General features: G+C 73.6%; 13 protein-coding genes and 1 riboswitch. Of the genes, 11 read left to right on the top strand and 2 right to left on the bottom strand.

The window, feature by feature from the left end; all coding sequences use genetic code 11:
- Positions 1 to 322, bottom strand: a 322-nt coding sequence (locus AB0L40_RS22865; RefSeq protein WP_364360188.1) for a hypothetical protein, incomplete at its 3' end; no start/stop codon positions are given.
- Positions 323 to 418: 96 nt separating this feature from the next.
- On the opposite strand from AB0L40_RS22865, the gene AB0L40_RS22860 reads away from it, so the two are divergent.
- The 8 genes from AB0L40_RS22860 (at position 419) to AB0L40_RS22825 (ending at position 7,683) form a co-directional block, all read left to right on the top strand.
- Positions 419 to 820, top strand: a complete 402-nt coding sequence (locus AB0L40_RS22860) for a PaaI family thioesterase (protein WP_364360185.1) — start codon at positions 419 to 421, stop codon at positions 818 to 820.
- Between the two features lie 159 nt (positions 821 to 979).
- Positions 980 to 1,546, top strand: a complete 567-nt coding sequence (locus AB0L40_RS22855; protein WP_364360182.1) for a sigma-70 family RNA polymerase sigma factor — start codon at positions 980 to 982, stop codon at positions 1,544 to 1,546.
- A 238-nt stretch (positions 1,547 to 1,784) separates the two neighbouring features.
- A riboswitch (cyclic di-AMP (ydaO/yuaA leader) is annotated at positions 1,785 to 1,990 on the top strand.
- Positions 1,991 to 1,999: 9 nt separating this feature from the next.
- A complete protein-coding gene (locus AB0L40_RS22850; protein WP_364360179.1) occupies positions 2,000 to 2,782 on the top strand; it encodes a septal ring lytic transglycosylase RlpA family protein in 783 nt (260 codons plus the stop codon).
- Positions 2,783 to 2,994: 212 nt separating this feature from the next.
- Positions 2,995 to 3,969, top strand: coding sequence for a hypothetical protein (locus tag AB0L40_RS22845; protein WP_364360176.1), 975 nt, complete (start codon positions 2,995 to 2,997; stop codon positions 3,967 to 3,969).
- A gap of 68 nt (positions 3,970 to 4,037) precedes the next feature.
- Positions 4,038 to 5,117, top strand: a complete 1,080-nt coding sequence (gene dinB / locus AB0L40_RS22840) for a DNA polymerase IV (RefSeq protein WP_364360173.1) — start codon at positions 4,038 to 4,040, stop codon at positions 5,115 to 5,117.
- A gap of 132 nt (positions 5,118 to 5,249) precedes the next feature.
- A complete protein-coding gene (locus AB0L40_RS22835) occupies positions 5,250 to 6,050 on the top strand; it encodes an alpha/beta hydrolase (protein ID WP_364360170.1) in 801 nt (266 codons plus the stop codon).
- Positions 6,047 to 6,868, top strand: coding sequence for a thioesterase family protein (locus tag AB0L40_RS22830; protein WP_364360167.1), 822 nt, complete (start codon positions 6,047 to 6,049; stop codon positions 6,866 to 6,868). Before AB0L40_RS22835 ends, AB0L40_RS22830 begins: the two co-directional genes overlap by 4 nt.
- Before the next feature lie 125 nt (positions 6,869 to 6,993).
- Positions 6,994 to 7,683: a leucyl/phenylalanyl-tRNA--protein transferase gene (locus AB0L40_RS22825; RefSeq protein WP_364360164.1), complete on the top strand. Its 690-nt coding sequence runs from the start codon at positions 6,994 to 6,996 to the stop codon at positions 7,681 to 7,683.
- A gap of 97 nt (positions 7,684 to 7,780) precedes the next feature.
- Here the strand turns inward: AB0L40_RS22825 and AB0L40_RS22820 are convergent, their stop codons facing one another.
- A complete protein-coding gene (locus tag AB0L40_RS22820; RefSeq protein ID WP_364360162.1) occupies positions 7,781 to 8,866 on the bottom strand; it encodes a hypothetical protein in 1,086 nt (361 codons plus the stop codon).
- A 376-nt stretch (positions 8,867 to 9,242) separates the two neighbouring features.
- Between AB0L40_RS22820 and AB0L40_RS22815 the strand changes: the two genes are divergently transcribed.
- From AB0L40_RS22815 to AB0L40_RS22805, 3 genes are read left to right on the top strand one after another with little or no spacing between them, the layout of a single operon-like run.
- Positions 9,243 to 10,385 carry a Re/Si-specific NAD(P)(+) transhydrogenase subunit alpha gene (locus AB0L40_RS22815; RefSeq protein WP_364360159.1) on the top strand — a complete coding sequence of 381 codons (1,143 nt, stop codon included), beginning with the start codon at positions 9,243 to 9,245 and terminating at the stop codon, positions 10,383 to 10,385.
- Positions 10,385 to 10,768 (top strand): NAD(P) transhydrogenase subunit alpha, encoded by a 384-nt coding sequence (locus AB0L40_RS22810; protein ID WP_364360156.1) that lies wholly within the window; start codon positions 10,385 to 10,387, stop codon positions 10,766 to 10,768. Before AB0L40_RS22815 ends, AB0L40_RS22810 begins: the two co-directional genes overlap by 1 nt.
- Positions 10,768 to 12,198: an NAD(P)(+) transhydrogenase (Re/Si-specific) subunit beta gene (locus tag AB0L40_RS22805; protein ID WP_364360153.1), complete on the top strand. Its 1,431-nt coding sequence runs from the start codon at positions 10,768 to 10,770 to the stop codon at positions 12,196 to 12,198. Before AB0L40_RS22810 ends, AB0L40_RS22805 begins: the two co-directional genes overlap by 1 nt.
- Positions 12,199 to 12,285: the final 87 nt, after the last annotated feature.

Genomic DNA, 12,285 nt, shown 5'->3' with positions numbered 1-12,285 from the left:
CGCCGAGCGGCTCGAGCTCGGCGGCGACGGTGGCCGCCCACGTCCGGGCCGGGGGGTGGTCGTCGAGGAGGGCGGCGGTCGCCTCGCGGGCCTCGCCGTCGTCCTGGCCGAGCAGGTGGTCGGCGATCCGGTCGCGGTCCTCGAGCGCCAGTCCCGGCACGTCGTCGGGCGCCAGGCCGTCGATCGCGTCCAGGGCCCGCTCGCGCACGCCCTCTGCGGTCAGGCCGAGCAGGCCGGCGAGGTCCCCGTACGGCATCCGCCGCCGCAGCACGAGCTGCAGGACGGCCTGCTGGTCCGGGTGGAGCTCCTGCAAGCGGGACATCGGCGGTGAGCCTATACGGGCCCAGGTTACGGTGAGGTAAGAGCTGTGACGGGCGTCCGGAGGCCGCTCCGCCCGCGCGCTCTAGGATCGGACGCGATGGAGTTCGAGCCCGTGGTGCCCCTGGAGAAGACCCTCGACGGCCTGATCGGCCTGCAGGTCGGTGAGCACGGCGAGGACTGGGCCGAGGCCTCGCTGCCCGTCGGCGACCACGTCCGCCAGCCGATGGGTCTCGTCCACGGTGGCGTCTACGCCGCGATCGCCGAGTCGCTGACCTCGATGGCCACCGCCCGGGCCGTGGTCCCGGACGGGTTCTCCGCCCAGGGCCTGTCGAACACGACGAACTTCCTGCGCCCCTGCTTCGAGGGCACGGTCCACGCCCGCGCGGAGCGGCTGCACAAGGGCCGGACCACCTGGGTCTGGGACGTCCGCATGACGGACGACCAGGGGCGCGTGTGTGCGATCACGCGCATGGTGATCGCCGTTCGCCCCGTCGGCTGACCGCCGGCCGGGACGTTCGTCCCGGTCCGGCGCGGCGCGCTGGGCGGCGCGGTAGCCTCCGCTCGTCCGCGTCGGCGGGTGGCGAATCTCGATGGCGCCTCGGCGTTCGTCTGGCGTGCCGCTACTCTATGGAGAGGTGCCCACGGACACCGGACCGCCATGGACCTCCGAGACCCCGACCACTTCGCGAGCGCCTACGCCGAGCACGCGCCCGCCGCGGCCAACGCGGCGGCGTCGATCCTCGCGCCTGCGGGTCGCCGGTCGGACGTCGAGGACGTGGTCCACGACGTCTTCGTCCGCCTCTGGCGCGACCCCCGGCGCTTCGACCCCGCGCGTGGTCCGCTCGGGGCGTACGTCCGGATGGTCGCCCGTTCGCGGGCGCTGGACCTGCTGCGCTCCGGCCAGGCCGCCGGCCGCGCGACCGAGCGCCTCGCGGCCGCGCCGCCCCCGCTGCCCGCGGACGTCGTGGTCAGCGAGGCCGAGCGCAACGAGGCCCGCGCCGCGCTCATGCGCGCGATGTCGGCCCTGCCGGTGCCGCAGCGCGAGGCGATCGCGCTCGCCTGCTGGGGCGACCTCACCGCCAACCAGATCGCCGACCGCTCCGGGCTGCCGCTCGGCACGGTCAAGGGCCGCCTGCGCCTCGGTCTCGCGCGCATGCGGGCGGAGCTCGAGGGCTCCGAGATGGCCGCGGCGACGGTCATGACGATGATCTCGACGCTGCTCTGAGGAGCCGGTTGCCGGCGGGGGCGGGCCCGGCGGGCGACGCGGCCGGCGCGGCGCCCGGTGGTCGTCGGGCGACGGCGGTTCGCGGCCGGAGCACGCGGCGTCTCGAGGCCAGGGCACGTGATCTTCCGGGCCGTGCGATCGTGGCGCGCATACGCCATGTTGGCGCGTGTACGCCGTTCTGGCGGGTGTGCGCGATCGCACGGGGCGGGCCGCTGACGAGCCCTTAGGGTTCACGACACCTTCACCGACGCCGAGTCGGGACGTGCCCGCACGTTCCGAACGGGGGACCCACCGCCGCAGCGCTCTCCCCTCGAGAGCCGCGGCACGGGGCGAATCGGACGCTGAGTCGTCCGTAGCGTCCTCCGGCCGTCCCGCACCCATGTGCGGCACGACCGGGGGCTGCGAGCCCGTCAGCTAACTCCGTAGGCGTCTTCCCGAAGAGGAGACCCAACCGTGAATCGTGACGTCGTCGTCACGCCGACCCGGGCCGCGTTCGCGGCCGGGGCGGCGCTGGCCCTGACCGCAGCCGTCCCCGCCATGGCCTCTGCGCCGTCCGGGACCCCGGCACCCGCCTCCGGCGCGGCACCCGCCGCCTCGCTGGCCACCCCCGTCGCCGCCACCGCGGCGGCTCCGGTCGCACCCACCGCAGCACCCGCGACGGCACCCGCCGCCGCGAAGCGCCCCACCCCAGCCATCCGCGCCACCACCGAGCGCGGCGCCGGCCTCATCGGTCGGCGCGCCGTCTACGCCGGCCGCGTCCGGCACCACTCGCCCGGCCAGCACGTCCGGCTCGAGCTCCACAAGGGCTCGAAGTGGCGCGCCGTGGACCGCGACGCCGTCGGCCGCGACGGCCGCTTCCGCGTCAGCACGAAGATCGCCGCGATGGGCGACCGCTCCGCCCGCCTGCGGATCGTCTCCAACTCGCACGGCAAGGGCGACATCGAGCGCGTCGACCGGATCCACGGGTTCCGCTCGACCTACGCGTCGTACTACGGGCCCGGCCTGTACGGCAGCGCCCTGGCCTGCGGCGGCCACCTGAGCCCCGGCACCATCGGCGTCGCCCACAAGACGCTGCCGTGCGGCACGAAGCTGACGTTCCGCCTCGGCTCTCGCCAGGTCAGCGCGCGCGTCGTCGACCGCGGCCCGTACATCGCCGGCCGCGAGTTCGACCTCACCGCCGCGACGAAGGCCCGCCTCGGCTTCGGCTCCACCGGCACGGTGATGGTCGACCGCTAGACGGTCGATTCCACGGAGCCCGTGGATGTGGGATGCGTTCCGGGCGGTGTCCTGGCGTCGCACGGTGCCGCGGCCGGACCTCGACGTCTGACTGCGGTGCCGGGTGGCGTCCGGTGCCGTCGGGGACGTGCAACACGCGGCGAGATCGTGGGCCCCACCGTCGAGGCCGAATCCCCGCGGACCGCACCCGCGACGGCGCTAGGGTCCGGGTCATGAGCATCCCCCGGCTCCTCGTCTCCGTCGCGGTCATCGTCAGCGTCGGCGCTGCTGCGGCACCCGCCATGGCGAACTTCAGCGGCGCCGCGCCGGACCCGACGGGCGACGCGACCGATCCGCGATCCGGCCGCGACCTGGAGGCGGCCGCCTTCGGATACGACCGGAAGACCGGCACGGTCCGCGTGGCGATCCAGCTCGCGACCCGGCCGGACAAGACCGACGACGGCGTCGGCGTCCACGTGTTCCTCGCCCATCGCTCCGCGACCGGCTGCGACAAGACCCCTGGCGTCTCCGTCGTCGGCGAGACGCAGGCGCCGGGCGGCATGGCGTGGGGGCTGCAGACCGGGCCGTCGAGCGATCCGCTCGCGGCCGTCGGCTCGGCCGACAACTTCGACACCTTCGACGCCGTCCAGCGCTTCGAGCTCCGGGACCCGGCACTGAAGAACCGGGCCTTCGACTGCGCCGTGGCGACGACGACCGAGCTCGGCAACCCCGCGAACGTCCTCGACACCGTCGGTCCGATCGTGCTGAAGGCACTCCCCGAGCTCCGGCTCGGGGTCTCGGGGGTGCCGACGTCGGTCGTGCGCGACCGGACCCGTCGCATCACGGTGAAGGTGACCAACCCCGGCGACGCCCCTGCGACGGGCGTGAAGGTCCGCATCGGCCGGGCGGCGGGACTCGATGCCCCGGCGGCGACGTCACTGGGCACGATCGCCGCCGGCAGGACCGTGACGAAGCGGATCTCGATCCGGCTGACCCGGCGCGCGAGGTCGACGGTCCCCCTGAAGCTCTCGGCGGCCACCGGTGACCTGCGGATCGAACGCCGGTACTCGATCACCCCGAGGAGCAGGGCCAAGCGGGGCGGGAGCGGAGGGGGCGACGGCAACCGCGGACCGCAGCAGCTCTGCAACCAGTTCTCCCCGGACCTCAGCGGGCAGTCCGGAGGCTCGCTGATCCTCGTGCCCTGCTGAGCGCCTGCCGGGCGTCGACACCCGCCCACCCGGGTGCGTCCCGCCGCAGGCGGGCGTACCCTGGGATCGTGGGCACGGAGGGAACACCTGTTCGGTGCATCGGGCACCTGGACTGCGACGCGTTCTTCGCCTCCGTCGAGCTGCTGCGGCGCCCCGAGCTGCGCGGCAAGCCGGTGATCGTGGCCCACGACGGGCCGCGGTCGGTCGTCACGACCGCGACCTACGAGGCGCGGAAGTTCGGCGTCGGGTCGGCCATGCCGCTGGCGACGGCGAAGAACCGCTGCCCCCAGGCGATCATCGTCCCGCCGGACCACGACGCCTACCGCGAGGCGTCCGCCCGGGTGATGGGCATCGTGCGCGACGAGGTCGAGATCGTCGAGCAGGTCAGCGTCGACGAGGCGTACATGGACCTCAGCGCGATGGCGATGCCCAAGAGCGCCATGCGCCGGCTGCAGGCCCGGATCGTCAAGGAGACCGAGCTGCACGTGTCCATCGGCATCGGCCCGAACAAGCTCGTCGCCAAGCTCGCGTCCGATGCGGAGAAACCCCGCGGCTTCTGCGTGCTGGACCGGCGCGATGCCTGGCGGCGCTGGGCCGGCGAGTCCCCGGGGCTCCTCGGAGGCATCGGCCCGAAGACCGCCGACGATCTCGCCCGCCGGGGCGTCACGACGATCCGCGCGCTGTCGAAGGTCGACGAGGCGACGCTGTCGGAGTGGTATGGCGCCCGCAACGGCCCGTGGCTCTGGCGGCGCTGTCGGTTCGACGACGACGCCCCGGTCGTCCCGGTGCGCGAGCCGGTGTCCGAGAGCCGCGAGAACACGTTCTCCGTCGACCTCGCCGACCGCGACGAGCAGGAGGCCGAGCTGCGTCGCCTGGCGATCAAGCTCTTCGAGGCGCTCGAGAAGCAGGGCCGCCGCGGCCGGACGGTCGGCATCAAGGTCCGGCTGAAGGACTTCACGACGATCACCCGGTCGCGGACGTTCCCGCACCCGGTGGTCGACGAGGAGGCGCTCGCCGACGCCGCCGTCGGGATGCTGCGCGAGTACGACCCGCCGCAGCCCGTGCGCCTGCTCGGGGTGCGGATGGCGTCGCTCGAGCTCGAGGACGGCCCGGGCGTGCAGCTCGTGCTGCCGCTCTCGATCGGCTGAGCGGCGACGGTCGTCGGCCAAGCCCCCGGACCCCGAGGGCCCCGGCGGGAGACACCGATCGGGATGCCCGGCGACGCCTGCGCCGGCAGGCGCGTACGGATCGCACCCCGCGCGCTGGTAGGACTCCGGGTGATGCCGCTGCACGTCGAAGTCGCCGGGGACGGCCCGCCCGTCGTCCTCCTCCACGGGCTGACCGCCAGCCACCGCTACGTCGTGATGGGCAGTCGCCACCTCGAACGGGCCGGGCACCGCGTCCTCGCCTACGACGCCCGCGGCCACGGCGCGTCGGACCCGGCGCCGAGCCCCGAGGCCTACGGCTACGACGCGCTGGCGGACGACCTCGTCGCCGTGCTCGCCGAGCACGACCTGCCGCGGGCCGTGCTCGTCGGCGCGTCGATGGGCGCCCACACCGCCATACGCGTGGCGCTGCGGCGGCCCGAGCTCGTCTCCGGCCTCGTCGTCGTGACGCCGGCGTTCGTCCCCGGCAACGAGACCGACGAGCGCAACATCGCCGGCTGGGACCGGCTGGCCGACGGTCTGGAGTCCGGCGGGGTCGACGGCTTCGTGGCCGCCTACGACTTCGGACGGATCCCGGACGACTGGCGGCCGACGGTCGAGAAGGTCATGCACCAGCGGCTCTCCGTCCACGAGCACCCCGGAGCGGTCGTCGACGCCCTGCGCGCCGTGCCGCGCAGCGCGCCCTACGGCGGGCTCGACGAGCTCGACGCGATCCGCGTGCCGACCGTCGTCGTCGGCGACCGCGACGAGGCGGATCCCGGGCACCCGCTCGCCGTCGCGCGACGGTACGCCGAGGCGATCCCCGACGCGTCGCTCGTCGTCGAGGACGAGGGGAAGTCCCCGATCGCCTGGCAGGGCGGCCAGCTCTCGCGCGTCATCGCGGACCTCGTGCAGCGGACGGACGCGGTCGGATGAGCGCCCTGGAGGCCATCGCCACGCAGGCCGGGTCGTCCGGCGACGCGGATGACACGAGCACGTGGGTCCTCGGGCCCGTCGCGCGCGGCCCCTGGGACGCGGGCAGCGCCCATGGCGGCGCGCCCGCCGCCCTGCTGGCCCGCGCGGCCGAGGCGCTCGCGGCGCCCGGCCAGCGCGTCAGCTCCCTCTCGTACACGTTCCTGGGGCCGGTGCCGGTGGGCGAGGTCGAGCTCACCGCCCGCGTCATCAAGTCCGGGTCCCGTTTCGCCGTGGTCCACGCGACGCTGGCCGCGGGCGGCCGCACGGCGATGGAGCTGCGCGCCGTGCTGCTCCGGCGCGGGAGCGTGCCGCTGCCGCCCGGGATCGGGTCGCCGTGGCCCGAACTCCCGCCGCCCGAGGGCCTCGAGGCGATCCCGAGCTGGTTCCTGCCGGCCGACGCCACCGCGTTCCATCCGACCGCGATGGAGATCCGGGTGATCGACGGGAGCCTCGCCGAGCCGGCGCCGAAGGGCCGCAGCGCCTGGCTGCGGCTGCAGGTGCCGGTGGTCGCGGGGGAGACCCCGAGCGGTGCCCAGCGCGCCGTGGCGGCCGCGGACTTCGGCAACGGGCTGTCGACGCCGGTCGGCTTCGACGGCTACCTGTTCGTCAACTGCGACCTCCACGTCGCGCTGCACCGCGACCCCGCGGGCGAGTGGATCGGCCTGCGGTCGAAGACCGAGCTCGACCGCGCCGGCACCGGCCTGACGACGACCGAGCTGCACGACGCGGCCGGGCGCTTCGGGACCGCGTCCCAGACGCTGTTCGTCGATACGCGCTGAGCGGCGGGCCACCGGCCGGCGAGCGCGGCCGCCGTCGTCCCGCGCCGCGGCGCGTCCGTGACGCCGGTCTGCCGCCGCCCGCGTAGCCGGCGGCGCGGCCTCGCCCGTGCGCTACGGTCGGAGGAGTGGACGGCACCCCCGCCCCCCATACGGACGACGGTGCCTGGATCCTCGACCCGCCCGGGATGCTCTTCGTCTACGAGCAGGGGGCGTTCCCGATGGACACGCTCGACGACGACGGCTGCTTCCGCGTCGCCGCCTACCGGGCGGACCCGCGGGCGGTCCTGCCCCTGGAAGCCGTGCGGGTGCCGCGCACCCTGCGCCGCACGCTCCCGCGCCGCGGCTACCGCCTGACGGTCAACCGGGCGTTCGAGCGGGTCGTGGCGGCCTGCGCCATCCGGCCCGGTCTGGCGCCGGGGGAGCAGTGGCTGACGCCGCGCCTGGAGGAGGCGTACCACGGCCTGCACCGCTGGGGCCACGCGCGGAGCTTCGAGGTCTGGGACGGCGACGAGCTCGTCGGCGGCACGTTCGGCGTGACGATCGGCCGGGCGCACACGCTCGAGTCGATGTTCCACTCCGGCCCGGACGCGGGGAGCGCCGCGGTGCTCTCCGCGGCGGTGCGGATCCGGGACGCCGGCTACGGGGTGCTCGACGTCCAGCAGCGGACCACCCACACGGCCCGGCTGGGCGTCGTCGAGGTGCCCGAGGCGGTGTTCCAGCGCGGGCTGCGCGAGGCCCTGCGCGACGGGCTGCGGCCGTTGGTGCTGGACGAGCAGGCCGGGCCCGCCGACGGAGTGGCGCTGGTCGCGGGCTGACGTCCCCGCCGTGGTCCCGAGCGCGGCCGGGGAGGCCTGGCCTCGCGACGCCTCGCCCTGCGACCGCCGGCGGGCCGCCGACCGTCCCCGTCGCCGCTCAGCGCAGCGAGCGGAACGTCTTCCAGGTCCGGAGCTCCTTGCCGGAGCGCGTGAGCATCCCGGAGCGCCACTCCTCGGACGGCCCCGGGTCCTGCAGCTGGTACCAGGTGAACGAGCTGATCCGCTCGCGCTTGGCGAAGTTCCACGCCAGCCGCAGCCAGCGGGCGGCCGTCTTGTCGGGCGTGCGGGCTGAGCCGGCCGTGCGGTAGGCGAACTCCGTGATGTGCACGTTGCGCGACGCCTTCTTCGTGATCCGGCCGGCGCGGGCCATCGCGCGGATCTGCTGGAGGGTCGTCGTCAGGTTGCCCATCGTCCAGGCGTCCGACGACGGGCGCCGCGTCGTGGGGCCCTGGAAGAAGTCGTGGGTGTGGATCGCGAAGCCGTCGCCGAGGAGCCTGGTCCGGCACGACTTCGAGCCGTTCAGCGAGTGCCACCGGGAGTTCAGGCAGAGCGCGCTGCGGAAGAACCTCCCCGGGTCCACCGCGTTGCTCGTCCGGGCGTTCGGGGCGGGCTCCCCGACGAGGACCTTGACGCCCGGGTCGGTGCGCTTGAAGGAGCGGTACGCGGCGTTGGACATCTTCACCCACGTCCGGGGCTGGTTCTGCGGCCACATCGAGCGGAAGTTGGGCTCGTTCCACGTCAGGTAGCCGCCGAGGCGCACGGAGTGGAAGGCGGTGCCCATCGACGCGGTGAAGTCCGAGAACCGGGAGATCAGCGTCGCGTTGATCTTCCGCGGCGTCGCGCGCTTGCGGTTGATCGCCGCGTAGATGCCGACGACGAGCTTGGCGCCGGCGGCCTGGGCCTCCTCGGCCGCGCGCCGGACCTTCGCCGCGACCGTCGGGTCGATCGCCCGGGCGACGCCGTCCCAGGAGACGAGCACGCGGACGCGCCCCACCTTGGCACGCTTCGCCTTCGTCCAGAACAGCTGCCGGTCCGCGGGGTCGTCGGACATCGTCAGGCGCGTGTCCTGCAGGCCCTTGACCATCGGGGCGGCGGACGCCGCGCGGGCGGACCAGCCGCCGACGGCGACCACGAGCAGCAGCAGGACGAACGCGCCACGGACTGCGCGGAGTGGGTACGGCATTCGCGGGATGGTAGGGCGCGTGCCCCGCCGCGGGCGCCGGGCGTCGTCGCCCGCAGGCCGGCGGACGGCGTCCCCGGCCGCGGCGAACGTCGAAACGTACCCCGTACCGTGGCGGTTGTCGCATTCCGGTCCGGAATGGCGCAGATCGTCCCGGAATCGCAGTGGGATCCGACGATGCAGCCCCCGCGGGGGCGTGCCCCCAGCGGCGCAGTACGTCATACTTCCGGGCGATGTCGGGGCCACCGCGCGGTGCGCTTGAGCCCCTCATCGGCGACGAGCATCGTCGCCCGGGCGCAGGACGCGCCCGACCCCGACGAGTGGATGGAGAGTCTCCTGTGTCGTTCCGATTCCCGAACAGCCCGAGCGTGGTGAGCCCATGACGGTGACCCTTGGTATTCCGAAGGAGATCGCGGACGGCGAGCGGCGCGTGGCGCTCGTCCCGGACGTGGTGAAGCGCCTGGCCGGGAAGGGCGTCTCCGTGGTCGTCGAGCCCGGTGCCGGCGAGCACGCGCTGATCCCGGACGAGCTGTACGTCGAGGCCGGCGCGACCGTGTCCTCCGACGTCTGGTCCCAGGACGTCGTCGTGAAGATCGCGCCGCCGACCGCGGAGGAGATCTCCCGCCTCGGTGCCGACTCGCTGCTGATCGGGCTGCTGCAGCCGCTGTCGTCGCCGGCGACCGCGTCCGCGCTGGCCGCGGGCGGCGTGACGTCGTTCGCGATGGAGGCGATCCCGCGCATCTCGCGGGCGCAGGCGATGGACGTCCTGTCGTCGCAGTCCAACGTGGCGGGCTACAAGTCCGTGCTCGCGGCGGCGGACCTGTCGACGCGGTTCTTCCCGATGCTGATGACCGCGGCCGGGACGATCCCGCCCGCGAAGGTCCTCGTGCTGGGGATCGGCGTCGCCGGCCTGCAGGCGCTGGCGACCGCGCGCCGCCTGGGCGCCAAGACCACCGGCTACGACGTGCGGCCGGAGACGGCCGAGCAGGTCGAGTCGCTCGGCGCGACGTGGCTGGACCTCGGGATCGACGCGGCCGGCGAGGGCGGGTACGCCCGCGAGCTGACCGCCGAGGAGCGCGCGCAGCAGCAGCAGGCGCTGACGGACGCGACGAAGGGCTTCGACGTCGTGATCACGACGGCGCTGGTCCCGGGTCGCCCGGCGCCGCGCCTGGTCACGGCGGAGGCCGTCGAGGGCATGCGCCCCGGCTCGGTCATCGTCGACCTGGCCGGCGAGACCGGCGGCAACTGCGAGCTGACCGAGCCCGGGATGACCGTCGTCAAGCACGACGTCACGATCCACTCGCCGCTGAACCTCGCGGCCGAGATGCCCGAGCACGCGTCGCAGCTCTTCGCGCGCAACGTGCAGTCGCTGATCGAGCTCATGGTGAAGAAGGACGACGACAGCGGCGACACGTCGCTGGCGCTGGACTTCGAGGACGAGATCATCTCCGGGGCGTGCCTGACGCGCGGCGGCGAGGTCGTCCACCCGGGTGCCAAGAAGACCGTGGAGGCCGCAGGCTGATGTCCGCTCTGACAACCACCCTCGCCTCGGCGACGGAGACCGGTGCGGGCGCGAGCCCGCTGGTCACGAACCTGGCGATCCTCGTGCTGGCCGGCCTCGTCGGCTACGCGGTGATCTCGAAGGTCCCCAACACCCTGCACACGCCGCTGATGTCGGGCACCAACGCGATCCACGGTGTCGTCGTGCTCGGCGGCCTCGTGCTGCTCGCGGCCGGCAGCGACCTCGGGTTCGTCACGTCGCTGATCGTCTTCATCGCCCTGGTCTTCGGCGTGGTCAACGTCATCGGCGGCTTCGTCGTGACCGACCGCATGCTCGAGATGTTCAAGGCCAAGCCGAAGCCCAAGGCCGACGCCCCGACGGACGACACGAAGGCGGGCTCCTGATGAGCGCGCTGACCGCCACGCCGCTGGCGTCGTTCCTCACCGAGGCGAACTTCAAGTCCGTCCTCTACATCATCGCGTTCGCGCTCTTCATCATCGGCCTGTCCGGCCTGACGGGCCCGAAGACCGCCGTGCGCGGCAACCGCATCGCCGCGGTCGGCATGACCATCGCCGTCATCGCGACGCTGCTGGTCGATCCGTTCCACAACCCGGTCCTGATCATCGTCGGCCTCGTCGTCGGCACCGCCATCGGCGTCCCGGCGGCGCGCCGGGTGAAGATGACCGAGATGCCGCAGCTGGTCGCGCTGTTCAACGGCGTCGGCGGCGGCGCGGTCGCGCTGATCTCGTGGGCGGAGTTCCGGACCTCCGGCGGCTTCGACACCACGCAGACCTACATCGTCGTCTTCTCGCTGTTCTCCGCGATCGTCGGCTCCGTCTCGTTCTGGGGCTCCAACGTCGCGTTCGGCAAGCTCCAGGGCCTGATCGACGGCGGCTCGATCTCGCTGGGCCGGCTCCAGCTGCCGGTCCAGGGCATCGTCGGCGGCGCCGCGATCGTCCTCGCCGTCCTGATCGCGACGGGCTCGACGTCGGAGATCCTGATCATCCTGATCCTGGTCCTCGCCGGGTTGTTCGGCATCCTGCTGGTGCTGCCGATCGGCGGCGCGGACATGCCGGTCGTGATCTCGCTGCTGAACGCGTTCACCGGCCTGGCCGCGGCCGCGGCGGGCATCGCGCTGGACAACCAGGCGCTGATCGTCGCCGGCATGATCGTCGGCGCGTCGGGCACGATCCTGACCCAGCAGATGGCCGTGGCGATGAACCGCACGATCGTGTCGGTCATCGTCGGCGGCTTCGGCGTCGGCGAGGGCGCCGCCGTGGCGACCACGTCCGCGTCCGGCGGCACCGTCACGTCGACCTCGGCGTCCGACGTCGCGATCCAGATGGCCTACGCCCGCCAGGTCGTCGTCGTGCCGGGCTACGGCATGGCGGTCTCGCAGGCCCAGCACGCGGTCCGCGAGATGGCGAAGCTGCTGGAGGAGAAGGGCGTCGTCGTCAAGTACGCGATCCACCCGGTCGCCGGCCGCATGCCGGGGCACATGAACGTCCTCCTCGCGGAGGCCGACGTGCCCTACGAGCAGCTGAAGGAGATGGACGACATCAACGGCGAGTTCAAGCGCACCGACGTGTCCCTGGTGATCGGCGCCAACGACGTCACCAACCCCGACGCCAGGAACAAGGCCGACAGCCCGATCTACGGGATGCCGATCCTCAACGTCGACGAGTCCGCGTCGACGATCGTGCTGAAGCGGTCGATGTCGTCGGGCTACGCCGGCATCGACAACCCGCTGTTCACGGACCCGAAGACCTCGATGCTGTTCGGCGACGCGAAGGCGTCCGTCGAGGGCATCACCGAGGAGCTCAAGGCCCTCTAGGATCGGTCGGCCGGCGGGCGCCCTGGCGCCGGACGCCACCAGCTGATGTCGATCCTGCGGTCGATCGTCGTCGCGCCGATCCGCGTG

The organism is Patulibacter sp. NPDC049589 (assembly GCF_040675535.1).
GTDB lineage: Bacteria > Actinomycetota > Thermoleophilia > Solirubrobacterales > Solirubrobacteraceae > Patulibacter.
The sequence above is the reverse complement of the archived record's forward strand: the minus strand, read 5'-3'. Positions and strand labels throughout refer to the sequence as shown.

Coding starts and splice junctions, on each gene's coding strand:
- AB0L40_RS22860 (WP_364360185.1), top strand. CDS start 419: ATGGAGTTCGAGCCCGTGGTGCCCCTGGAGAAGACCCTCGACGGCCTG.
- AB0L40_RS22820 (WP_364360162.1), bottom strand. CDS start 8,866: ATGCCGTACCCACTCCGCGCAGTCCGTGGCGCGTTCGTCCTGCTGCTG.
- AB0L40_RS22830 (WP_364360167.1), top strand. CDS start 6,047: ATGAGCGCCCTGGAGGCCATCGCCACGCAGGCCGGGTCGTCCGGCGAC.
- AB0L40_RS22835 (WP_364360170.1), top strand. CDS start 5,250: ATGCCGCTGCACGTCGAAGTCGCCGGGGACGGCCCGCCCGTCGTCCTC.
- AB0L40_RS22855 (WP_364360182.1), top strand. CDS start 980: ATGGACCTCCGAGACCCCGACCACTTCGCGAGCGCCTACGCCGAGCAC.
- AB0L40_RS22815 (WP_364360159.1), top strand. CDS start 9,243: ATGACGGTGACCCTTGGTATTCCGAAGGAGATCGCGGACGGCGAGCGG.
- AB0L40_RS22810 (WP_364360156.1), top strand. CDS start 10,385: ATGTCCGCTCTGACAACCACCCTCGCCTCGGCGACGGAGACCGGTGCG.
- AB0L40_RS22805 (WP_364360153.1), top strand. CDS start 10,768: ATGAGCGCGCTGACCGCCACGCCGCTGGCGTCGTTCCTCACCGAGGCG.
- AB0L40_RS22845 (WP_364360176.1), top strand. CDS start 2,995: ATGAGCATCCCCCGGCTCCTCGTCTCCGTCGCGGTCATCGTCAGCGTC.